Origin of the sequence: Paenibacillus cellulosilyticus (assembly GCF_003182255.1) — a bacterium.
Classification (GTDB): Bacteria; Bacillota; Bacilli; order Paenibacillales; family Paenibacillaceae; genus Paenibacillus_T; species Paenibacillus_T cellulosilyticus.
The window spans coordinates 1-22,271 of record NZ_QGTQ01000025.1; the positions used below are offsets into that span (position 1 = coordinate 1).

At 55.8% G+C, this 22,271-nt stretch carries 21 protein-coding genes; 20 read left to right on the top strand and 1 reads right to left on the bottom strand.

Annotation, left to right across the window (positions count from 1 at the left end; genetic code table 11):
* Positions 1 to 177: an IS3 family transposase gene (locus tag DFQ01_RS23135; protein ID WP_146216902.1), complete on the top strand. Its 177-nt coding sequence runs from the start codon at positions 1 to 3 to the stop codon at positions 175 to 177.
* Positions 178 to 334: 157 nt separating this feature from the next.
* Here DFQ01_RS23135 and DFQ01_RS23140 read toward each other — a convergent pair whose 3' ends face one another.
* Complete coding sequence (locus DFQ01_RS23140) at positions 335 to 928, bottom strand: TetR/AcrR family transcriptional regulator (protein ID WP_110046280.1); 594 nt, start codon at positions 926 to 928, stop codon at positions 335 to 337.
* 270 nt (positions 929 to 1,198) lie between these two features.
* On the opposite strand from DFQ01_RS23140, the gene DFQ01_RS23145 reads away from it, so the two are divergent.
* From DFQ01_RS23145 to DFQ01_RS23235, 19 genes are all read left to right on the top strand, one after another.
* Positions 1,199 to 1,966, top strand: coding sequence for an SDR family NAD(P)-dependent oxidoreductase (locus DFQ01_RS23145; RefSeq protein WP_110046281.1), 768 nt, complete (start codon positions 1,199 to 1,201; stop codon positions 1,964 to 1,966).
* A 181-nt stretch (positions 1,967 to 2,147) separates the two neighbouring features.
* A complete protein-coding gene (locus tag DFQ01_RS23150; RefSeq protein ID WP_110046282.1) occupies positions 2,148 to 2,567 on the top strand; it encodes a DUF3995 domain-containing protein in 420 nt (139 codons plus the stop codon).
* Between the two features lie 419 nt (positions 2,568 to 2,986).
* Complete coding sequence (locus DFQ01_RS23155) at positions 2,987 to 3,916, top strand: AraC family transcriptional regulator (protein WP_245946841.1); 930 nt, start codon at positions 2,987 to 2,989, stop codon at positions 3,914 to 3,916.
* 168 nt (positions 3,917 to 4,084) lie between these two features.
* Entirely contained in the window at positions 4,085 to 5,590 is a 1,506-nt protein-coding gene (gene melA, locus DFQ01_RS23160) for an alpha-glucosidase/alpha-galactosidase (protein ID WP_110046283.1), read from the top strand.
* A gap of 337 nt (positions 5,591 to 5,927) precedes the next feature.
* The gene (locus tag DFQ01_RS23165) at positions 5,928 to 8,246 is read left to right on the top strand and encodes an ATP-binding protein (RefSeq protein ID WP_425452433.1); all 2,319 of its coding nucleotides are present in this window, start codon (positions 5,928 to 5,930) and stop codon (positions 8,244 to 8,246) included.
* Between the two features lie 27 nt (positions 8,247 to 8,273).
* Entirely contained in the window at positions 8,274 to 8,861 is a 588-nt protein-coding gene (locus DFQ01_RS23170; protein WP_110046284.1) for a Pvc16 family protein, read from the top strand.
* Positions 8,858 to 9,733 carry a hypothetical protein gene (locus DFQ01_RS23175; protein ID WP_110046285.1) on the top strand — a complete coding sequence of 292 codons (876 nt, stop codon included), beginning with the start codon at positions 8,858 to 8,860 and terminating at the stop codon, positions 9,731 to 9,733. Before DFQ01_RS23170 ends, DFQ01_RS23175 begins: the two co-directional genes overlap by 4 nt.
* Positions 9,734 to 9,777: 44 nt before the next feature.
* Positions 9,778 to 11,607, top strand: coding sequence for a phage tail sheath family protein (locus DFQ01_RS23180; RefSeq protein WP_110046286.1), 1,830 nt, complete (start codon positions 9,778 to 9,780; stop codon positions 11,605 to 11,607).
* Positions 11,608 to 11,834: 227 nt separating this feature from the next.
* Complete coding sequence (locus DFQ01_RS23185; protein WP_110046287.1) at positions 11,835 to 12,272, top strand: phage tail protein; 438 nt, start codon at positions 11,835 to 11,837, stop codon at positions 12,270 to 12,272.
* 92 nt (positions 12,273 to 12,364) lie between these two features.
* The gene (locus DFQ01_RS23190) at positions 12,365 to 12,733 is read left to right on the top strand and encodes a hypothetical protein (RefSeq protein ID WP_110046288.1); all 369 of its coding nucleotides are present in this window, start codon (positions 12,365 to 12,367) and stop codon (positions 12,731 to 12,733) included.
* Positions 12,685 to 12,909, top strand: a complete 225-nt coding sequence (locus DFQ01_RS32035; RefSeq protein ID WP_110046289.1) for a DUF6760 family protein — start codon at positions 12,685 to 12,687, stop codon at positions 12,907 to 12,909. The genes DFQ01_RS23190 and DFQ01_RS32035 overlap by 49 nt, the downstream gene beginning before the upstream one ends.
* Positions 12,910 to 12,930: 21 nt before the next feature.
* Complete coding sequence (locus tag DFQ01_RS23200) at positions 12,931 to 13,371, top strand: phage tail protein (RefSeq protein WP_110046290.1); 441 nt, start codon at positions 12,931 to 12,933, stop codon at positions 13,369 to 13,371.
* On the top strand, positions 13,368 to 15,911 hold the full coding sequence (locus tag DFQ01_RS23205) for a hypothetical protein (RefSeq protein ID WP_110046291.1): 2,544 nt from the start codon (positions 13,368 to 13,370) through the stop codon (positions 15,909 to 15,911). Before DFQ01_RS23200 ends, DFQ01_RS23205 begins: the two co-directional genes overlap by 4 nt.
* A 39-nt stretch (positions 15,912 to 15,950) precedes the next feature.
* Positions 15,951 to 16,586: a CIS tube protein gene (locus tag DFQ01_RS23210; RefSeq protein WP_110046292.1), complete on the top strand. Its 636-nt coding sequence runs from the start codon at positions 15,951 to 15,953 to the stop codon at positions 16,584 to 16,586.
* Between the two features lies 1 nt (position 16,587).
* The gene (locus DFQ01_RS23215; protein WP_110046293.1) at positions 16,588 to 17,673 is read left to right on the top strand and encodes a phage late control D family protein; all 1,086 of its coding nucleotides are present in this window, start codon (positions 16,588 to 16,590) and stop codon (positions 17,671 to 17,673) included.
* Entirely contained in the window at positions 17,670 to 18,338 is a 669-nt protein-coding gene (locus DFQ01_RS23220) for a phage baseplate assembly protein V (protein ID WP_110046294.1), read from the top strand. Before DFQ01_RS23215 ends, DFQ01_RS23220 begins: the two co-directional genes overlap by 4 nt.
* A 53-nt stretch (positions 18,339 to 18,391) precedes the next feature.
* Complete coding sequence (locus tag DFQ01_RS23225; protein ID WP_110046295.1) at positions 18,392 to 18,685, top strand: PAAR domain-containing protein; 294 nt, start codon at positions 18,392 to 18,394, stop codon at positions 18,683 to 18,685.
* A gap of 18 nt (positions 18,686 to 18,703) precedes the next feature.
* Positions 18,704 to 19,099 carry a GPW/gp25 family protein gene (locus DFQ01_RS23230; protein WP_110046296.1) on the top strand — a complete coding sequence of 132 codons (396 nt, stop codon included), beginning with the start codon at positions 18,704 to 18,706 and terminating at the stop codon, positions 19,097 to 19,099.
* An 18-nt stretch (positions 19,100 to 19,117) separates the two neighbouring features.
* Positions 19,118 to 22,267, top strand: coding sequence for a putative baseplate assembly protein (locus DFQ01_RS23235; RefSeq protein WP_110046297.1), 3,150 nt, complete (start codon positions 19,118 to 19,120; stop codon positions 22,265 to 22,267).
* Positions 22,268 to 22,271: the final 4 nt, after the last annotated feature.

The window sequence follows — 22,271 nt, forward strand, 5'->3', positions numbered from 1 at the left end:
ATGGAATCCTTCTTCGGTCATATGAAAGATGAGGTTAATTTCATCGATTGCCAAACCCTCGATGAAGTAAGAGAACGCGTCGCTGATTATATACATCAATATAATACTGAGCGATATCAATGGGGATTAAAAAAGATGACCCCCGACGAATTCAGGGATCATCTAATTGCTTGTTAAATTAAGATGGTTGCTTTTTAAACTGTCCACAAAACGGGTCACAGTTCAAATAGACAGTTGGGGCTGCTTTTTTGTTTGCCTTAACTTATGCGAATAGACGAAAGCGGTACGCCAATGGGGCGTACCGCTTTATTGTTATGTAGGAAGCTTGTATGGTTTACGAATTGCGAATGAACGTTACAGAATCAATTCGCGTATCCACGAGCAGCATGAGCTGCTCGGCCATGTAGCGGGCCGAATATTTGAAGCCGGTCTCTGCCCAATAAAGAAAGACACCGACAGTCGCAGACATCTGGTAGCTCAGCATAATTTCGTAGTCGATGGGCTGACCAGCCGCTTCCATCTCGATATGCATGTCGCGGCGCATCGATTCTCGCATTACGTCGTACACTTCGAGGCCAAGCTTCTTGTCTACGGACAGAAGCGCTTGAAACACCTGCCGATGCAGTTCGATATGCTCGAATAGCATCAAGCCAGAAGGGAATGTATCCTTGGCAGCTATCCGGTCAAGTCCCTCGTATGGGCGCAGCAGCGCACTAGCGAAGCCTTGCAGAAATTCGTCGTGAATGTCGCGGAGCAGCTCCTCTTTGCCTAAATAATGATTATAGAAGGTTCCGCGATTGTAATCAGCGCGCTGCGCGATGTCCGCAATGGTAACTTCATCGTAGCCCTTCTCCAGCACGAGTGCGATGAAGGCGCTCTTGATCGCTTCGCGCGTCCGCCGTGTACGTCTGTCCAGTTGCTCCTCCATGAATGGGATCCGCCTCCGTTGATTAAGCTACATCTATTATATCCGCACATGACAAGCTTGGTCGAAAATTCGGCAAACATTTCCTTCCGAGATGTCCAATATCGGAAGGAAATTGAACATAAAGTCGTCATATGTCGACTAGATGACATGACGGCTTGAACTGATTATTGTTCGTTCGTCCGATGAGCAGTACCCTATAGGTGCAGCAAGCAAACGCAAGCTGCGGCGCAAGATCAATACTCATTCCATAACAAAGGAAGCGAATATATAATGAGCAGCAATCAAGTGAAAACAGCCGTTATTACAGGTGCAGCAGGCGGCATCGGCAAAGAGCTTGCACGCCGTTTGGCGCAGCGCAACCTGAATCTTGTGCTCGTTGATTTGAAAGAAGAAGCTGTTAAAGCAGTTGCCCAAGAGCTTGGGCTGGACAACACGAACTCCCTTGCCATCGCAGCAGATGTATCGAAGGAAGAGGACGTTCGCAACTACGTTAACCAAGCGATCGAGAAATTCGGCACGATCGATTATTTTGCTAACAATGCAGGTATCGAAGGTCCGTCCGGCTTGATCGAGGAGCAAAGCGTAGAAGCGCTTGACCTCGTCTATAATGTCAATGTACGCGGCGTATTCCTCGGGCTGAAGTATGTAATTCCGGTTATGAAAAAGCAGCAATCCGGCGCGATTCTGAATACGTCATCGCTCGCAGGCCTGCTTGGCGGTCCAGGCGTGTCTCCTTATATTATGTCCAAGCATGCCGTAATCGGCCTCACTCGCGTAGCCGCTAACGAAGTGGCCGCACAAGGCATTCGCGTCAATGCGGTGCTGCCAGGTACGATCAACACCGGCATGATGCGCCGGATCGAATCGAACTTCGGCGATGCGGATCAATACAAATCGGCGAACGAAGCAGCGACGCCGATGGGCCGCTACGGCGAACCGCAAGAGGTTGCCGCGGTCATGAACTTCCTGCTGTCCGATGAAGCATCGTTCGTCACTGGATCGCTGTACACGGTGGACGGCGGCATGATCGGCCAATAATAGAACGCACTTGCTCATCCAAGTGTATCGCAAACCCTCGTCTCTTCCTTTAGAGACGAGGTTTTTTGGCATGCTTTCATCATATTGTTGATATTGATGGAAGGGAATGGTCGAATTGGTGTGGAAGCTACGGATAGTACCATAATCGGTCCAATCAAGTTCGAAAGCGGGGCGATAGGCTATGGAGATAATCGTGATGCTGGCAGCGGTCATATTGCTGTTCGTTAGTGGTATTCATTTGTTCTGGGCTTTTGGCGGAAGATGGGGTGGGCGCGCTGTTGTACCTGAGAAGGTAGGCGGAGGGCTTACATTCCGACCGGGTCCGGCGGAGACGGCAGCTGTTGCAGCGCTTATTCTTGTGGCCTGTTATTGCTTAGTTGCACAGGCGGAGCTGCTGTCTGGGCTTGAAGCGAATAGGGTGACGCGATGGGGCAGCATTCTTTGTGCGGCCGTATTCGTCATTCGGACAGTGGGCGATTTCCGCTACGTCGGTTTTTTCAAGCGATATAAACATTCGGTGTTTGCCAAATACGACACATGGTTCTATAGTCCGCTTTGTTTATTTCTGGGTGTGGCGTTTGTAGCAGCGCTGCAAGGATAGGGTTAGGATTAGACCGCCTTCTTCTAGTGAGGAGGCGGTTTTTGTTATGCTTGAGGACCGATTCTCAGCCCTTTAGCATATGTTCAAAACTGGATGGTTTTAGTTAGCTCTTAACGAATTTATTAATAACAGGCGGTTTGAACCATAGCGGAAAAGGGTGTGTAAGCGCTATGATATTGTAAATAGTGTGTCAATAGTCACACGTGAGCGGGTGTCTTGGCAGGGGAAAGTCAATGCGCGGCTAAGAGACACTAGAGCTCTTATTTATAGCTTCCGAAATCGCTTTCTTATGAAGAAATTGAGCTTGCCATGTCCGTTAGTTGAACGGATGGCTGGAGTAGAATAGTAGGTTGTGGCGGCTGTAACATGGCAGTCCCGCAGGCCTTAGATGTGAATGAACAAATAGGAGAGTGAGTTCCATGCCGGAGATGAACCGTTTATATGACCCGGCCAGGCTGGAGGCGGATCAAGCGCCCTTCATTACGGCCTATTACTATAAACAATGGGACGGGTTTCGGATGTCGTTCCATTCCCATGACTCCGTCGAGATTATGTACGTCATCTCTGGCGATTGCACGGTCGAGACGGAGCACGAGATCATTGCGCTGCGCAAAGGCGACTTCGTCCTGCTCGACGCAGGCGTTAGACATCGGCTGCTCGTGGACAAAGGGCGGCCGTGCCGCATGCTGAATGCTGAATTCGGCTTCGCTGATTCAGGCGCAGGTTACCCGTCTGTCCGGGCGCTAGCTGCGGACAGTCCGGCGTTGACGTCGCTGCTGACGGCAGCAGAGCCTGCTATCGTGCTGCGAGATCCGCATGATGTATATCAATCGCTGCGCAGCCTTGTAACCGAGCTGGACAGTGGCTATGCGGAGCGAAGCTGCATGGCGCAGCTGCTGCTCGGACAGCTGCTTGTACAGATTGCTCGGCTCGCGCAGCTGAAGCGCGGCGGAGCCGAGGCGCAGACGAGCCGCTATGTACGCGAGGCGGCGGAGTACATCCGTCAGCATTACGACACGGACTTACAGGTGAAGGAAGTAGCGGATGCCGTCCATCTGCATCCGACGTATTTGCAGCGCATTTTCAAAGCGGGCATGGGATGCTCATTGGTTGACTACTTGACGGAGATACGGATGGAGAAGGCGAAGATGCTGCTCGCGCGTACCGATATTCCGATTACGCAGATCGCGGATTATATTGGGCTGAACAGCCGTCAATATTTCAGCATGCTGTTCCGTAAGATGATTGGGATTACGCCAAATGAATATCGGAGGCGGGCTGAGGCTTCCTTTTACCCCTCATCGGTGTTTGAGAATGGTGAGCATGAGGATGAATCGGAGTCCGGTTGAGCTTGTAAAGGAGTGGATATAGTACGGTGATCGGTGTTTGAAAAGCTGCAATAGTTGACATGCAATACGTGAACTGGTCGCTATTTTGGATCACGCTTTCATAGCTCTGCTGGTACAATGGGGACAGAGGACGGACATGACTCCGCCCAGCAGAGGAGGCTGATTTGCTTGTCATTCAAGGTAACATTCATCGGCGCTGGAAGTATCGGATTTACACGAGGACTGCTGAGAGATTTGCTCGCAGTGCCCGAATTTCATAATATCGAAGTTGCATTTACGGACATTAATGAACATAACCTCGACATGGTGACGCAGCTGTGCCAGCGGGATATTGAGTCGAACGGTCTGAACATTAAGATTCAATCGACGACCAACCGCCGCGAAGCATTGAAGGATGCTAAATATGTGCTGACGGTTGTTCGGATCGGCGGTCTGGAAGCATTCGCGACGGACGTCGACATTCCGCTGAAGTACGGCGTCGACCAATGCGTTGGCGATACGCTGTGCGCAGGCGGCATTATGTACGGCCAGCGCGGCATTGCCGAGATGCTGAACATTTGTAAGGACATTCGCGAAGTCGCGTCTCCTGATGTGCTGCTGCTTAACTATGCGAACCCGATGGCGATGCTGACTTGGGCGTGCAACAAGTACGGCGGCGTTCGTACGATCGGTCTATGCCACGGTGTGCAAGGCGGCCATTGGCAGATTGCGACGGCGCTTGGTCTGGAGAAGAAGGATGTCGATATTATTTGCGCAGGCATCAACCATCAGACGTGGTACGTGCAGGTGCAGCATAAAGGCGAGGACATGACGGGCAAGCTGCTGGAGGCGTTCGAAGCGCATCCGGAATTCAGCAAGACGGAGAAGGTTCGGATCGATATGCTTCGCCGCTTCGGCTACTATTCGACGGAGTCGAACGGCCATCTGAGCGAATATGTGCCATGGTACCGGAAACGTCCAGAGGAGATCAAAGACTGGATCGATCTTGGCACGTGGATCAACGGCGAGACGGGCGGTTATCTGCGCGTATGCACCGAGGGCCGCAACTGGTTCGAGACGGACTTCCCGAACTGGATGCAGGAGGAGCCATTCAAATTCGAAGCAGATAAGCGAAGCGAGGAGCATGGCTCGTACATTATTGAAGGCTTGGAGACGGGACGCGTCTATCGCGGCCACTTCAACGTCGTCAACAATGGCGTCATCTCGAACCTTCCGGCGGATGCGATCATCGAGGCGCCAGGTTATGTTGACCGCAACGGCATCAACATGCCGCATGTCGGCGATCTGCCGCTTGGACCTGCTGCTGTGTGCAATGTAAGCATCAGCGTGCAGCGTCTGGCGGTTGAAGCAGCGGTGCATGGCGACGACCAGCTGCTGCGCCAAGCGATGATGATGGACCCGCTTGTCGGCGCGGTGTGCAATCCGAAGGAAATTTGGCAGATGGCGGACGAGATGCTCGTCGCGCAGGAGAAATGGCTGCCGCAATACGGTGAAGCGATCGCAGCTGCGAAAGCGCGCCTTGCTGCAGGCAACCTCATCCCGACGAAGGACTATGAAGGTGCAGCGCGCCTGAAGGTGAAGACGGTCGATGAGATGATGGAGGACCGCGAAGCGGCTCGCCGCAACGCCTCAGAAGCCGATAAGGCGAAGGAACGTCCGGCTGCAGCGCATTAATTCGCTGCTGCTGCTGGGTCTTCCGGCAGATGGGGTTATACGGGTAGAAACGGGTGAGTTATGCTTCCAATCCGTCTCTAGTCAGGGGTCTGATCTGTTGAGTGTGATGCAGCGCTAGGCGAGAAGTCGTAAGCGTTAATGAACAGGTGCGGCAGGAGTCGTAGACCGGGAGAACATCCCGTCTATGCGGCTTCCTGCCGCTTTTTGTTTGCCCTGAAGGCTTTAACGAATCTTTAGATGAAAAGCGTAAAAATAGATCGTTGTTTGGGGTTCGTTCGCATTGCTGGCGAATGTAAAGGATGATACAATTCGTATCGTATTTTAACAATAACTGGTGGTGGATGATATACGATCGCAAGTCGCAGCAGCCCCTTATACCGATCATTGGGCCCATTGGTTCGACGAGCTCCGGCGGCTGGATCTCCTGCTGCATATGGAGCTTCGGCGGATGACGTTTCAGCGAGAGGCGCTGGAGTCGATGCGCGGGGAGCTAACCTTGGAGGAAATGGGGCAGTTGCTGGATTCCGGCATTGTGACCCATGCCCAGTTGTCGGCGCACGAACGAATGCAGCTTCTTGATACGGAGGAGGAGCTGCGCGAGCTTGGCCGCGTCATCGAAGCACGATGCGAGGCGAGTGCGAGGCAAGGAGCAGTGCTGCCGCTCTATCGCGTTGCAGCGTGCTTTAAGCTGGACGCCTTCGAGCGGGACTGCTTGCTTCTCGCTTCTGCATCGCTGGTTGACGTGAAATATGGCAAGCTATTCGGCTTGCTTCATAACGATGTGACGCGTCAATACGCAACGGTGGCGCTGGCTTTGCGTCTGCGAGGAGTCGATGAGCATGAACCCAGACAGCTGCTTCGGTATTGGGTGCCGGGTGCCGCACTTCGCCGGCATCGGCTGCTGGAGCTGCAGATGAGCTCATCCGAGAGCTTCGCGGAGTCGCTGATGGGCGCTTCGATCAAGCTGGAGGAAGGGATTGCGCAGTATTTGCTGGAGCCGGAGCGGCTGGACAGTCGTCTGAGCACGATTGGCGCTTGTTTGTCATCCCAATCGGCAGCTGTTACTAGTGACGTCTCTCTTCGTGAGGCAGGTATGGAGCATTTGGCACAAAAGCTTGCCGCGAGCTTGTCAAACTGCACTCGTTCGACTGGGGCGTATTTGTTGTATGGCGGGGACGAAACAGCCCTTCGCCAACTAGCCTATCGAGCATGCAGCTGCGCGGGTGTACCACTGCTGCTGGCCGATATGAGCCGCTTGCCGGACGATGCGCAGGAAGCTGCAGCGCTTCTGCAACTGCTGTGCCGTGAAGCGCAGCTTCGCGATGCAGCGATTGGATTGCTGTATGCTGACCAGTTCAATTCACGTGAACATTCAGGGGTCGAGTGGGAGCCAATACTCGCCCATCAGGCTAATGCTGTAACTCCGATTCTGCTATTCGGCTCCACTCGTTTCACGCTGGTTCGAAGCGGGCGATGGAGCATGCCGTCACTTATCGAACTCGAGCTGCCGCTTCCGACGGTTCGCGAACGAGCCGCCGTCTGGACAGAGCTAGCCGAGGCTGCCACCGCATCGGTTGATTCGTCCATCGACTGGCTTGCGATTGCAGAACATTACAAGCTGACTGGAAGCGCGATTCGGGAAGCATGGCAGCAGGCTGAGACGCTTGCTTATTGGCGTGCAGCATCATCAAGCCCATTAGGCGCCCATGCTGAAGATGACCATGCCACTCTAACAGCTGAGCAGGGAGACGATACCACATCCCGACGTATCGATACGATCACAGCAGAGGATATTCGCGAAGCGTGCAGACGTCAGAAGCCGCATCGGCTTGGCGACATCGCCACACGCATCCTACCGAGACATCGCGTGGATTCATTGGTGCTCACGATGGAGCAGGCACGAACAATCCGCCAAATCATCAGCCAACAGAAGCAGCGGCACCGCGTGCTGACGGAGTGGAATTTTCACGGGAAGCTGTCTCGGGGCAAAGGCACGAACGTGCTGTTCACGGGGCCGCCCGGAACGGGCAAGACGATGGCTGCCGAAGCAATCGCAGGCGAGCTTGGCCTCGATCTGTATCGGATCGACCTGTCGCAGGTGATCAGCAAGTACATCGGGGAGACCGAGAAAAATTTGCGGCGTCTGTTCCAGGAAGCCGAGTACAGCAACGCAGTGCTGCTGTTCGACGAGGCGGATGCTCTATTCGGCAAACGGTCCGAGGTGAAGGATTCGCATGACCGGCATGCCAACACCGAAGTCGCTTACCTGCTGCAAAAGATGGAGGAGTACGACGGCATGTCCATCCTCGCGACGAACCTGTCGCACAACATGGACGAAGCATTCGCGCGCCGCATGGCTTTTCGAATTGAGTTCCCCGTACCGGAGCCGGAGCATCGCTATCGGTTGTGGCAGTCGATGTTTCCTGTGGAAGCGCCGCGAGGAGCGGATATCGATCTGGCGTTTCTGTCTAGACAGATTCGGCTGTCGGGAGGCGGCATCAAGAATGCCGTGCTTACCGCGGCTTATCTTGCAGCGGACGAAGGGGAGCCGATCGGCATGCGTCATCTCGTTCGGGCGGTAAAGCAGGAGTTCGACAAGCTTGGCAAGCTGTCGCTGCGGGACGATTTTGGACCTTATTACGATTGGATTGGCTAGCGGACATGACGAGGGGAGGGCTGCCCATTGGCAGCAGATAGCGCCATCGCCGACGTCGGCGAATCGCTGCTCAAGCTGTTGCAGGACGGCATGAGCGATCTTGTTCAACCGAGCACCATCGTGTTGTTATCGCCGGCTGATGTGGAAGGGCAGAACGTAAGCTTGACGCTCTTCCTGTACTACATAGCGGAAAATCCGCATTTGAAAAATGAACCGCCTTCTTACTCCGGCAGCGGCAGACAGCCGCTTGCGATCGATCTGTATTACATGCTGACGGCGTACACGTCGGTTCAAGACATTCGACTCAAAGCAGCCGAAGAGCAGCGCGTGCTCGGACGCGCGATGCGTCTGCTCCATGAGAACACCGTGCTGCGGGGCTCCAAGCTGCAAGGCTCGCTGAGCGGCACGGACGAAGTGCTTCGCGTGACGATGAATCCGCTTGCGCTTACGGAGCTGACGTCGATCTGGCATGCGATTCCGAAACAATTTTATCGACCATCGGTTGGTTACGTCGTCTCGCCGCTGCTGCTTGAAGCTGCGCAGTCCGGTGCGGAAGCAGCGCGTGTCCGTGAACGGACATTCACCGCCGGCATCCGAAGCGAGGATGAGCGATGACGAACAATCAGGAGCAGGCATTCGCCGTCCCGCCGGAAGCATGGTCGACCCGCGTATCCGCTGCGATCAAGCTGTCGGACAGTACAACGGTTGGCAAACCGCCTATCGGAGCCGTTCGATTGCAGCTATCGCCAACTGGGCCAGAGCGGGCGCCCATCCGTAATCTAAGCGGCTGGTACGTATATACCGATCTGCCGAAGGGCGTCTACAACGTTGTCGTTGTCTCGGACTATTATCTCGATGCCGAGATCTCGTTCGTCGTCGATTCGGCCATTGAGACAACGCCGACGATCGAAGTGGCGCTTCTTCCGAATAGCAGCTATCCGTTCCCAAGCGATATGACTCGTATTCGGGGGGCTGTACGTCTGCCAGCCACTGCTGCTGCGGCTGATGTGTCCGATGCGGCGGTTCGAGCGGTGCTCTTCGAATCGGAGGCTGGTCTATTGGCGACGCTCGCTGAGGATACGACGACAGGCGGAACGAAGCTGAAGCTTGGCGGATTAACGGCTGGCAGCGTAACAGCAGGTACGATTGTGCTGCTCAAGGACCCGCGAGCCAATCGGTTGGAATATGCGCGCATTACAGCACCGCTGCCGGCCAATCCGTCGGCGGAAGGATATACGACGGCTGAGCCGCTGCGTTACCCGCATGCAGCAGGAACTTATGTGTATGCGATGAAGGAAGCGGTCACCGTTCAATCCAAGGCAGATAACCGAGGAGAATTCGTTCTTCCATTGGTGCGCATGCCGCTTCATAGGGGCTTCGTTGTCCTTACGATTACGCTGGCAGGCTTCCGTACTGTGTATCGAGATATTCAGTGTGATGAAGGAAGCGAGAGCTCGCCAGGCATCATTACGCTGTTGTCTATATAGCGTTTGTTTACCTTGTTTTATACATGTTGAGGAGGGAAATGGCCATGCCGGAATATTTGTCCCCAGGTGTATATGTAGAAGAGATTGAGATCGGCAGCAAGCCTGTAGAGGGCGTATCGACGAGCACAGCAGGATTTCTAGGCGAGACCGAGCGGGGACCGACAACACCGCAATTCGTAACGAGTTGGCTCGATTATCAACGCTTATTCGGCAGCTACTTCCGCGCGGATGCGTATTTGCCATATGCGGTGCAAGGGTTCTTCGAGAATGGCGGACAACGTGCCTACGTGGCTCGCGTAACGCCAAGCACGGCCGTATCGGCCAGCTTGAAGCTGGTGAAGACGACGGCTGCTGTTGTCGTTCCTGCTGAGCCGGAAGAGGAAGAGGGTCAAGGCGGGCAGCAAGCTGCAGCTTCATCTTCCGTTGATGCGCTGCTCGTGCAGGCGATCGGCGAAGGCGATTGGGGCAACCGAATCGCGGTCAAAGTAACGGCAGGCACGGCAGAGGGCTTCAAGCTATCCGTGTTCTATTGGAAGGATGCGGGTGCGATCTTCGATCCGGAGACCGATTTGAAGAAGACGCCTCGACCTGCCGTAGTGGAGCAATACGACAACCTTTCTATTCAAGCAACATCGCCTAACTACTATGTGAAAAAAGTAAACGGCGTCTCTAACCTCATTCGTCTCGAGACCCCGGTCAGCGGCTTGGCGGCAGAGCCAAGCGCTAGCGCAATTGCTTATCTGAACGGCGGGTCGAACTCCAATATTGCGAGCGGATCGCCGACGGCAGTAAGCAGCGGCACGATTACGCTTGACGGTCAGGCTTCGGATAAGGACGATGCATATAACGGCAACGTTATTCACATCATTGACGGTCCAGGCAAAGGACAGTCGCGTACGATTACCGATTATGCAGGCTCGACGAAGGTTGCGACGCTGTCCGCGAATTGGGATGCAACGGCGGTTCCGACGTCAGGCTCGTCGTATCAAATCTCGTCCGCAGGCCTCGTGCTGGGCGACTTCGTTCGCGCAGAGACGAATGAGCCAGGCAAACGCAAAGGGCTTACCGCGCTTGACGGGATCGACGGCATCTCGCTTCTCTATTCGCCGAATGCCCTGGAAGTGACGGGACTTGCAGCAGAACTGATCAGCCATAGCGAGCGGCTGAAGGACCGGTTCGTCGTGCTGGATTCGAAAGCGCAATCGAAGGTAGACGGGCTGGATCCGCGTTCGAACTATGAGACCAAGTATGCAGCGTTCTACTATCCGTGGATTAAAGTCGTAAACCCAGACACGGGTCTGCTGCAAACGATCCCGCCTGGCGGTCACGTCGTTGGTCTGTATGCACGCACGGATACGGATCGAGGCGTCCACAAAGCGCCAGCGAACGATACGCTGCGCGGCGTCGTGGATCTGGAGTTCCAGATTACGAAGAACGAGCAGGACATTCTGAATCCGCGAGGCGTGAACGTCATTCGCGCATTCCCGGGCCGCGGCATCCGCGTCTGGGGCGCACGCACCCTCTCGAGCGATCCGCTCTGGAAATATATTAACGTTCGCCGCCTGTTCATCTACATGGAAGAGTCGATTGATAACGGCACGCAGTGGGTCGTATTCGAGCCGAACGACGATAAGCTGTGGGCGCGTGTCAGACGAACGGTCAACGAATTCCTGACGAGATTGTGGCGTGACGGCGCTTTGATGGGCTCGAAAGCGGAGGAAGCATTCTTCGTGAAGGTCGACCGCTCCACGATGACGCAGGATGACATTAATAACGGACGTCTCATTGTGCTGATCGGCGTAGCGCCGGTTCGTCCAGCGGAGTTCGTCGTATTCCGCATCGCGCAGCTGGCTGGCGGGGCAGACGCGCAATAGAAGAGGATTGATGCTTCCGAAGCAAGATTTTTTGCTCTCAGGGAGTCAATCTTAGAAGCTACGCAAAAAACTGAGTTGATGCTTCCGAAGCAAGATTTTTTGCTCACAGGGGGCGAATTCCAGAAGCTACGCAAAAAACTTAGTTAATGCTTCCGAAGCAAGATTTTTTGCTCACAGGGAGTGAATCTTAGAAGCTACGCAAAAAACTTTTAGGAGTTGAGCGAACGATGGCAACGGGTCAAAGAAGAGATCCTTACCGCAGTTTTCGATTCAGAGTCGAGATTGACGGCTTGCAGCAGGCAGGCTTTACAGACGTAACCGGCTTCGATTCCTCGGTCGACGTCGTGGAATACCGCGAAGGCAACGAGGTTACGACGGCGCGCAAGCTGTCCGGCCTGACGAAGTACGGCAACATCAACCTGAAGTGGGGCATTACCGATTCGGACGAAATTTACAAATGGTACATCGAAGTAACGAAGGGCAACGTGCAGCGCAAGCATATCTCGATCGTGCTCGTCGATGAGACAGGTGCGGACAAATCGCGTTGGAACTTCATCAATGCATGGCCAACGAAGTATGATGCACCGGATTTCACGGCCAAAAGCAGTGAGGTCGGCATCGAGTCGCTCGAGATCGTACACGAAGGCATGGTGCGCGAAGGGTAGTGCAAGCTTGTTCTGCTGCCCGTCGGCTAACGCTGGCGGGCACGTAGCACAGGGCTTAAAGGCTAATAACAAACAAGAGAGGATGAACGCACTTGGCATTCGTAACGGAATTCGAATTTGTACTGCCCAAAGGTTATGTCGATAAGGCGGGTTCTCTTCATCGTACAGGTACGATGCGGTTGTCGACGGCAGCGGACGAGATTTTGCCGCTGAAGGACCCGCGCGTCCAGCAGAACCCGGCATATCTAACGATTATTTTGTTATCCCGCGTTATTACAAGACTGGGCGATCTGCCTATGATCAATCCGGCAGTCATTGAAGGGCTGTTCTCGTCGGACCTGGCGTTCCTGCAGCAGTTCTATAAACGGATTAACGATGACGGCATTGCCGCGATTGAAGCGGAATGCCCGAAATGCGAGCATCACTTCCAGCTGGAGATCGCTGCGGCGGGGGAGCTCTAAGCGGTTACCCGATCGACCGGATTTATGAAGAGGTAGCCTTCATTGCGTACTACATGCATTGGGCGCACGACGACATTATGGCGATGGACCATCGGGAGCGCCGGCGCTGGTGCGACGAAATATCGCGGATACACCGCAAGGTGAGCAAGGAGCCGAAGAACATTTTTGCTACATAACGATCGTAGGAGGGGCGGCTCATGCCGACAGGCGAAAGGCGGGATCCGCTCGCCGGGTTCCGGTTTCTCGTAGAGCTTGATGGACTTATTGCCGCAGGGTTCAGCGAGGTGCATGGGCTGGAGGCGGAAATCGAGATGGAGGAGTATCGGGAGGGCGGCGTTAACGGATACGTACATCGATTGCCCAAAATGACACGGCAGTCCAACCTGACGCTGAAGCGCGGACTGACCGGTTCGACGGAGCTATGGGATTGGTTCAAGCTTGCTGCCGAAGGCTGGGTGTCGCGCCGCAACGGCTCGATTATCGTCCTCGACGAACAAGGCTACGAGGCGTGGCGGTGGAACTTCTCCGGCGCTTACCCTGTGAAGTGGACCGGGCCTGAGCTGCGCGCGGACAGCAGTACGATCGCTGTCGAGTCCATCGAGATTGCGCACCAAGGGCTGACGGCGTACGGCCTATGAGGCGGCTGCTTGTATCGGATGCCGGCTTCGCGGCTGCGCTTATGGCGAAGCATGCGCCCGAGGAGGCGCGCCGAATGCCGGCAATGGCGGCGCTTGTATATTTGGCTGGCGCAGAAGAAGCGCCTATGGATGAGCCGCCTGCTCGTATCATCGAGCGCTTGACGGAGCGGACGATTGTGCTGCGGGAGAGCGGGAAGGCGCCGCTTGGCAGCGGGTCGGGATCGGCTGCAGGTGGCAGGACAGGCGAAGCTGGCGCAGGGGTTCGCGAAGGTGGTGCAGAGAAGCGGGATTCTCGCAGAAGCGACGGGCGTTGGCACGCTGAGGGATTGAGCGTTGCGAGCGTCAGGACAGAGCTGCTTCGACATGAAGCGGCGATGGGAACGATGCTTGACCGTAAGCAAGGTGGAGTCGGAAGGCGAAGCGACGTCGGCAGGACTGCTAGCGGCAGTGCTTCTATCGAAGGGGCGAGACAGCAGGCAGGTCGTATCCATCGGTCTGGAGCTCCTGTCGGTGCTGGGGCTGATTCGGTCGGGGAGATGACTCATCGTGTGGTCGAAACTGCGGGAGAGGCTGGATCGCCATGGAATCGTGAGCGAGCTTCCGACCGTGAAACGATGCATCGTCAAAGCAATCGTTCTGCTGGCGGTAACGCAGCGGAGATGAACCAGCCGAGCGACAGGCAGGCTTCGCCGCAGGGCTGGGGCGCACAACCGATTAATCGTTCCGATGCTTCTGTTAGGGTGGATTCTGCACAGCAATGGGGTAGTCGCATTGCGGCAGATCGCATGTTAGCGATGCAGCGGATGGTGCTGTCTGAAGAGGCGGTAGTGTCAGTTCGACTGCAAGAGGATGTAATTCTTAACCGTGCCTTAACGGTTGACACGGAACGTGCCAGTGTCCACCAACCGTCCAGTGCTTCAATGCTGTATGCTGACGGGCCGATGTTCGCAGCTGATGCCGCTGACACGGAACAATTCCTTGCAGGAGCTATTCAGCGTGAAGAAGCACGGAATCGGACGGTTCAGCAGACGCTGCTTCGCACCTCGTCGATTATGATGACGGTTGCACTGCCTGCGGTAGTGGAAGCTGCCACGACTCGGATGAGCCGCATGAAGCATCCATCCGAATGGGGCTTCGCGAATGAAGCTCGCTCCTATTCGAATGTGATGCTGCTCACGCATCGGCTATTGCAGCAGATGATCACATCCTCCGATAGAATGGCGGACGATACACGGCAGACTCGTTCGATGAGTGATCCCGCAAGCAGCGAGCATAAGGGAAGAACAAATTCAGCCTCGCTAACCCACGAGATGATGCCAATCGTTGCTCTACGGGATCGCGGAACTGAAGTGGCTGCATCTGCAGCAGCAGCTGCTGCACCCAGACATGATCAGTCTCAATCGGGGCGTTCAAGCGGTTCGATATTGCGGCATCAGACAGAGATTGTCGTGGTTGCCGACGATACGGTGCAGCAGTTGGCCCAGCATCATAGGAGGCCAGCGCTTGAATCTGCGGTCCAACGACGAGATCATCAAGGTCCGCGTCGCATGTCCATTGCATTAAGTTCATCAGCTCCACAAGCATTGCCTGTTGCACGAGCAGCAGCATTTGCTTCACCGTCTCAACTTCTACATCAAGAGCAAACATCTACCTTTACCTCCGGTCTGCATTCGAAGCAGTCCGAACAACGAGTATCTAATCTGCAACTCTCTCAATTGCAATCCAAGCATCAAGACCCGTCACGAGTTAGATTTGTTGTACATAACGATCCGTCAGTACGAGTCCATCTGCTGACTAAACATCTTGTGCATATTCCGGTGGACGGAGAAAGGGTTGCGAAGCATACAGACTTGCCAGTCGGCTTGCGTACGGAATCGGCATCTCGTTCAAACGGCTTGATGCTCAGCTACACTGCGGCGATGGTAATGGACCCCACCGTGCTGCAAACGGGGGCACACGAGACGATAAAGACGAGCCTGCCCATCACGGGCGACGTGCCGTTTTCCACCACGATGAGGCAACCGAGCACGGCGGAGAATGAGCAACGGCAGCTCCATCAACCGGTCCATCAGAAGCTCCATCAGCCGCTCCATCAGCCGCAAACCATGCTAGCGCGCATAAACACCATGCAGCGGTCCGAATCGCATCAGCTGCCGCCGTCCATGCTGGCGCATATGAATACCGCGCCGCAGGAGTCTAATCAGCAGCAGCGGGAGGCGCTGCTGCCAGCGTCGCGCGCGCAGCACCAGCCGGCGCCGGAGCTGCATCATCCAGCGGCGGAGCCGTCAGCTGGCGAGAGTCGCAAGGATGCGCGCACTGCTGCAGCCCTTGTCTCGACGGCAGCTGGCGGTACGACGCCGCGATCTGCGGCTGCGCAGCAGCCGTTCGATGCTGTGCGCGAGGAGGTTGTTCCGACCTCGCGGCGAAGCGGCGGCGGCAAGTTATCCGACGCCGACATGAAGAAGCTGACTGAGCAAGTGTATGGGATGCTGGAACGGAAGCTGAAGATCGCGAAGGAACGGCGCGGGCTGCAGCGGTAGTGGTTTTATTTTGCAGATGAGAAGGAGAAGAGTGGGGACATGGCGCTGGAGAAGGCGATGATTCAGCCGCTCGATTATGACGGCAATCCGAAGGGCGATGCGGTCAGCGTGTTGTTCAACCCGACCGAATATGCGATCGACAGAAGCAATCAGCTGCAAAGCACGGTCGTGCCTGGACTGCCGACGCCGGTTACGCAATTCGTCGGGGGCGGCGGACAGACGCTGTCGATGGAGCTCTTCTTCGATACGTATGAGCAGGGTGTCGACGTTCGTCAGCATACGGGCAAAGTGACGGGCTTGATGGATATGAATCCTGACCTTCACGCACCACCCGTCTGTATGGTGATCTGGGGCCGCATGCAATTCAAAGCGGTTGTGGAGCGGGTCGGCCAGCGATTCACGATGTTCCTTGATTCGGGCATTCCGGTTCGTGCCACGCTGCAGGTGACGTTCCGCGAATATCGGACGATGACGGAGCAGCAGCAGACGACAACGAATCAGGCGGATCAGACGAAGCAGGTAACGGTGAAGCAGGGCGAGACGTTGTGGTCGATCGCAAGCCGTGAATATGGCGACCCTGGCAAGTGGCGCACGATTGCGCGTGCGAATGGCATTGCTGATCCCCGGAAGCTGCCAGCGGGCAAGCCGCTGACGATTCCGCCGCTGGAGGCGTGAGATGGAGTTTCAGGAGTTGGATTCCAAGTACAGACATTTCTACGCGCCGCGGTTCACCATCACGCTAGAAGGCGAGGACCTTCTGCGCAAAGGGATGCTCATTGCAGGTGTCGTCGTGCAGCAGTCGATTGAGGAAGCGGGCTATTTCTCGTTCACCGTTGATGATGCGTTTGATCCGATTCAACAGGATCTTCGCAGCGTCAGCGAGCTGTTCAGCTTCGGGAAGAAAGTCGAGATCAAGATGGGGTACGCCGATGCGATGCGCGTCATGATGGTTGGGGTTGTGACGAGCGTGCAGGTTGATTTTGCCGAGTCGGGTATGCCGCAGCTTAATGTGAGAGGGTATGATGCGACGTTCGCGATGATGAAGAACAACAAGGCGCGGTCCTGGGACAACATGAAGCAGAGCGATATCGTGTCGGCCATTGCGAGTGACTACAGCCTGCAGGCCGATTGCGAGAGTACACCGGTTACCTATCCGAAGCTGACCAAGCAGGAGGGGCAAAACGATTATCAATTTCTGAAGACGCTGGCGGAACAGAACTACTTCGACTTATATGTGGCCGCCGATAAGCTGGTGTTCAAGTCTCCTGCGATGAAGTCCGATCCGACCATCAAGCTTGAATGGCGCAAATCGCTGCTCAGCTTTCATCCTGAAGTAAATCTGACGGGCCAAGTGTCGGAGGTTGAAGTCCGGGGCTGGGATCCGAAGGAGAAGAAGGAGATCATCGGCAAAGCGAGCACCGGTGACGAATGGGCAGCGGACTACAGCAAGGGGAAAAAGAGCGGCGGCGACTACATGTCGCAGCTTGGCGGCGGCAAAGTGGTGGAGACGGTGCGGCGGCCTGTTTATTCGCAGGCGGAAGCCGATCGGCTGGCGCTCTCGATTCTGAACAAACGTGCGGAAGGGCTGCTGACGGGCCGCGCGGAAGCGATCGGCATTCCCGATCTGCTGCCAGGCATGCGTATCGCGCTTGCTGGCTTGGGACGCATGTTTAGTACGACCTACTATATCGAAGAGACGGAGCATTCCATCGATGCATCCGGTTATCGGACGTCCTTCCGGGTAAAGGGGAACACGATATGAGCATGAATCTTGATTCTCTGCTAGGGTCGGGCGCAAACCATGAGCATGATCGCATCTACGGCGTCATGATTGCGTTAGTGACGAACAATCAGGACCCGGAAGGATTGGCAAGGGTAAAGCTGACTTATCCATGGCGGGGCGGAAGCGACGGCGCTTCCGATGAGAGCCATTGGGCACGCATGGCAGTGCCCAATGGCGGCAAGGAGCGGGGCATGTACTTCCTGCCGGAGGTTGGCGACGAGGTGCTCGTTGCATTCGAGCATGGCGACATCAACCACCCGTATGTGCTCGGGTCGCTGTGGAACGGCAAGGATAAACCGCCTGGCAGCAACGATGATGGCAATAACAACAAACGAATCATCAAGTCGCGCAGCGGACATGAAATTGTGCTTGATGATACCGACGGCAAAGAAAACGTGACGATTACGAGCAAAGACGGCCAAACGATCAAGCTGGCAGACGGATCCGATGGACCTGCCGTTCAGATCACCGATGCGAACGATAATTCGATCGTCATCGACGGGAAGAGCAACGCCATCACGGTGACAAGCACGCAGAAGGTGGTCATCAAGTCCAGCATCATCGAGATGACAGCGGATGCTTCGATGACGCTCAAATCGAGTGGGCCTTTGAAGATACAAGGCGCAATCGTACAAATCAATTAATAGAGGTTGCTTCGACGCCGAATATAGCAAACAGACGAAGGAGGCTGACGCCTATGCCGCCTGCGGCAAGAATGGGCGATCCGACCAGCCACGGCTTACCGCTAAGCCCTGGTCCGGGCAGCGCGAACGTGCTGATCGGCGGCAAGCCTGCCTGGCGGGCGGGCTCTGATCTGCATATGTGTTTGCCGGCGCCGCCGCCGCCGCATGGCGCGGGCGTTGTGAGTATGGGAAGCACAACCGTGCTCATTAACGGCTTGCCAGCTGTTCGTATGGGCGACAGTGTGATGGAGCCGGGAGGCGGACCAAACGCCATTATTATGGGCGAGCCAACGGTCATAATCGGGTGAAGGCGGTGAGCAGACGCGATGGCTAATTCATTTCTGGGGAAGGGATGGAAGTTCCCTGTTTCTCTGGAGCCGAGCAATGGAACGTTCGCGTTATCCGCAGACGAGACGGACATTCGGGAAGCGATCCGAATCATTCTGTTCACGGCCAAAGGCGAGCGTGTCATGCGCCCGGATTTCGGCTGCGGTATACACGATTATGTATTCGAGACGATGGGCGTAGCGACTGCCGCCCGAATGGAGGCAAGCGTGCGCGATGCGCTTATGCGCTGGGAGCCAAGGATCGAGACATTGTCGGTTGATGTGCAGCCGGAGCGCAGCACGGCCGGCAAGCTGATGATTACGATCCGTTATCGGGTCCGCTCGACGAACAATGAATTCAATCTAGTCTATCCGTTTTATTTGCGCGAAGGATAATGGGAGGATGGTGGAACGATGCGCGCCCCGCTCATTGACGGACGGGATGTCGGCCGGATTATCGAGCAGTTGCTGGAGCTGGCACCGTACTATGTGCCGGAATGGAATGCGCTGAGCGAGCATGATCCTGCCGCCGCTGTTATTCGTATATTTGCCGGTCAATACGTGGATACCTTGGATCGGTTGAATCGGGTGCCGGATAAAAATTTAATGACTTACCTCAGCAAGCTTGGCGTCTCGCTGCTGCCTGCGACGCCAGCCCGCGTGCCAGTCACATTCCGTCTTAGCGCAGGGCTGAAGGAGCCGGTACTAATTCCGGCTCGAACGCAGACGGCTGCCCCGCCATCCGATGGCGGCAAGCCGATCGTCTTCGAGACGACGCGGCCGATGCTGGCAACGCCGGCCCGTATTACAGAGATGCTGAGCGCAACGGCAGGCGCAGACGGCATCTATGCTGCTCCTCCAGGAATGGCGGAACAGCTGCCAACACCTTTCTGGGCGGTGATCGGTTCACCGGTGCGAAGTGGTGACACGCAGTTGTTCGTGGACAGTGCGAAAGGGCTTCAGCCAGGCGATCTGCTGGATCTCGGCGGTATGGAATACGCTGAAGTGCTGCGAGCTAAGGACAATGTCATTGCACTGGCTTCGCCGCTTGTCCTGTCCTATGCTGCAGGAACGGAAGTTAACCGGGTTACCGCCTTCAAGCTGTTCATGGGACTGAACAAGCAGGACAGCTATGTGTACATTGCGGAGAATGATCTGCTCCAGTGCAGCGCGCTTTCCACCATTAAACTACTGCACGAAACGTTGAATGAACAGGGCGGGTCGGCTGTTACCGATGAGAGCGATCGGACACAGTGGCAGTATTGGGACGGTGCTTGGATCAATCTTCAGCATACGGCCGGGGGCCTTCGGCCTGCACCTGGTTCGAGGATGCTCGGCTCTACGGAGGTGAATGGCCAGCGGAATCGGTGGCTGCGTGGTCGCATCCCGACAGGGGCGGACTACACCGGCCGGTGGCGTATTGCCGTTCAGGGCGATATCGGTGCGCCTGACCTGATGTTCAGCAATAACAATCCAGTTGGACCGCTCGATAAGGAGGAAGGTTTCTATTTGTTTGGCGAAAGCCCGCGCACGGGTGACACGCTGTATATCGCCAGTGCAGAGGCGTTATCGAAGCAGGGAGGCCTTGTTACGTTGTCCTTCATGATAGGCAACGCGGAGGAGGCGCTTCGACTGCTTGCGGCTGCGAAGGAATTGGAGGGAGAAGACGCAGAGGCTGCCTTCGCGACACTATTCACGGATGAGGTGTCTTGGGAGTATTGGAACGGTGGGGGCTGGCTCCGCTTGAACCGCCGAGACATCGCTTACGATAGCAAGAATGACATGGTTCAAATTCAATTCGACGTTGGCATAGATGCAGCGTCTCTTGCGGTTCAAGGGCAGGAGAGCTATTGGATTCGGTGCAGACTGATGAAGCTCGATCCTTCCGGCAAGCTGGAGGTGACGGGCAAGAAGCTGCTCATTCGCAAAGTGAACATCGCCTACCAGTCTGCTGCTCCGGCCGAGCAGGTATTGACCTATCGGAACCTTCGCTATCAAGATCGAACCGCAGGCAGCTCGACAGAAGCAGCGGAAGCGCTCGATCAGGAGCAGGCGCTTTATCTCGGTTTCGACCGTGCACCGCTTCGGGGTCCGATCAGCCTTTATTTCTCGCTGCTCGATCAGTTGTATGATCCGGACCGCCATCCGATAGTGGAATGGCAGTATTATGCGGAGAAACGAGGCGGTTCGGGTTGGGTGAAGCTGGATGCGAACGATGGAACCGACCATTTGACCCGAAGCGGGTGCGTGGAATTCGTTGGGCTGCCGGATTGGACGGAGACAGACCTATTCGGACGGTCTCGCTTCTGGCTGCGAGCGGTCGATACGACGGGGGTGTTTCAGGCGGCTGGTTCCATGGATGAGAATCGGGAGCCGGCTCCGGTTGTGCTTGGTTTGTATCGGAACACGACAATCGCGGAGCAGGTGGAGAGCTACCGCGATGAAATGGTCGGCTCCTCTCGCGGCACGCCGAATGCATTATTCACCGTATCCAAAGTGCCCGTCATTACGGAGCAATTGTACGTCGATGAGCGGGCATCGCTGACAGATCGAGAGCGGCAGCAGTTCGAGGAAGACGGCACGGTATTCATGGAGGACAAAGACGACAAGGGCGCTGCGATACGGCTCTGGGTACGCTGGACGTCCGTTGATACGCTGTCGGGGTCAGGTGAGGGCGACCGCCACTATGTCATCGACCGAACGACGGGCGTCATACGATTCGGTGACGGCATTCATGGCATGATTCCGCCGATCGGCACGAATAACGTTAAGCTCAATTATCAGTGCGGGGGCGGCGTTCGCGGCAATGTAGCCGCGAGTACGATTGCGATGCTGAAGTCGTCGATCGCTTATGTGGATGGCGTAACGAATCCAGTGGCGGCGGCAGGCGGCTATGATACGGAGAATGAGGAAGCTGCGAGAGTACGTGGACCGCAGATGGTTCGTCATCGCTATCGCGCCGTTACGGCGGCGGATTATGAAAGCCTCGTCTTCGAGGCGTCGCGCGGCATTGCACGGGTACAATGTTTGCCCAACACGAATGAACGTGGCGACTATCAGCTTGGACGTGTGACACTGCTCGTCGTGCCGCAGTCTGGCGAGCAGTTGCCGCAGCCAAGTACGGAGCTTAGACGAACCATTACCGAGTATGTGCAGCAGAGGGCGGCGAATGTTGTCGCACAGCCGCAGCATATTCACGTCAGAGGCCCCTCTTACATCGAAGTGTCCATCCGTACGACGCTCGTAACAACCAATATCGCGTATGTGCCCGATGCAGAGCGCGAAGCGCTGCGCAGGCTGAAGTCGTATCTGCACCCGCTGTCTGGCCATTCTGATCAACGGGGCTGGGCATTCGGCAGTATACCTGCTTTATCCGATCTCTATGTGCTACTAGGCAGCATACCTGGCCTTGAATATGTGGAGCGGCTGGAGATGACGCTGCGCGATGCGAATGGGCAGGTCGCGGTCATAACGCCGATGCAGCAAGCGGCAGTCGATCTCTCGCCGCACATTCTGATCTACAGCGGCGATCACCATGTCGTCGTACGAAGCGCGAGCAAGTAATACG

Excerpts from the sequence above, each read along its gene's own strand:
- DFQ01_RS23135 (WP_146216902.1), top strand. The coding sequence starts at position 1 with ATGGAATCCTTCTTCGGTCATATGAAAGATGAGGTTAATTTCATCGAT.
- DFQ01_RS23140 (WP_110046280.1), bottom strand. The coding sequence starts at position 928 with ATGGAGGAGCAACTGGACAGACGTACACGGCGGACGCGCGAAGCGATC.
- DFQ01_RS23145 (WP_110046281.1), top strand. The coding sequence starts at position 1,199 with ATGAGCAGCAATCAAGTGAAAACAGCCGTTATTACAGGTGCAGCAGGC.
- DFQ01_RS23150 (WP_110046282.1), top strand. The coding sequence starts at position 2,148 with ATGGAGATAATCGTGATGCTGGCAGCGGTCATATTGCTGTTCGTTAGT.
- DFQ01_RS23155 (WP_245946841.1), top strand. The coding sequence starts at position 2,987 with ATGCCGGAGATGAACCGTTTATATGACCCGGCCAGGCTGGAGGCGGAT.
- DFQ01_RS23175 (WP_110046285.1), top strand. The coding sequence starts at position 8,858 with ATGACGAACAATCAGGAGCAGGCATTCGCCGTCCCGCCGGAAGCATGG.
- DFQ01_RS23180 (WP_110046286.1), top strand. The coding sequence starts at position 9,778 with ATGCCGGAATATTTGTCCCCAGGTGTATATGTAGAAGAGATTGAGATC.
- DFQ01_RS23185 (WP_110046287.1), top strand. The coding sequence starts at position 11,835 with ATGGCAACGGGTCAAAGAAGAGATCCTTACCGCAGTTTTCGATTCAGA.
- DFQ01_RS32035 (WP_110046289.1), top strand. The coding sequence starts at position 12,685 with ATGCGAGCATCACTTCCAGCTGGAGATCGCTGCGGCGGGGGAGCTCTA.
- DFQ01_RS23200 (WP_110046290.1), top strand. The coding sequence starts at position 12,931 with ATGCCGACAGGCGAAAGGCGGGATCCGCTCGCCGGGTTCCGGTTTCTC.
- DFQ01_RS23205 (WP_110046291.1), top strand. The coding sequence starts at position 13,368 with ATGAGGCGGCTGCTTGTATCGGATGCCGGCTTCGCGGCTGCGCTTATG.
- DFQ01_RS23210 (WP_110046292.1), top strand. The coding sequence starts at position 15,951 with ATGGCGCTGGAGAAGGCGATGATTCAGCCGCTCGATTATGACGGCAAT.
- DFQ01_RS23215 (WP_110046293.1), top strand. The coding sequence starts at position 16,588 with ATGGAGTTTCAGGAGTTGGATTCCAAGTACAGACATTTCTACGCGCCG.
- DFQ01_RS23220 (WP_110046294.1), top strand. The coding sequence starts at position 17,670 with ATGAGCATGAATCTTGATTCTCTGCTAGGGTCGGGCGCAAACCATGAG.
- DFQ01_RS23225 (WP_110046295.1), top strand. The coding sequence starts at position 18,392 with ATGCCGCCTGCGGCAAGAATGGGCGATCCGACCAGCCACGGCTTACCG.
- DFQ01_RS23230 (WP_110046296.1), top strand. The coding sequence starts at position 18,704 with ATGGCTAATTCATTTCTGGGGAAGGGATGGAAGTTCCCTGTTTCTCTG.
- DFQ01_RS23235 (WP_110046297.1), top strand. The coding sequence starts at position 19,118 with ATGCGCGCCCCGCTCATTGACGGACGGGATGTCGGCCGGATTATCGAG.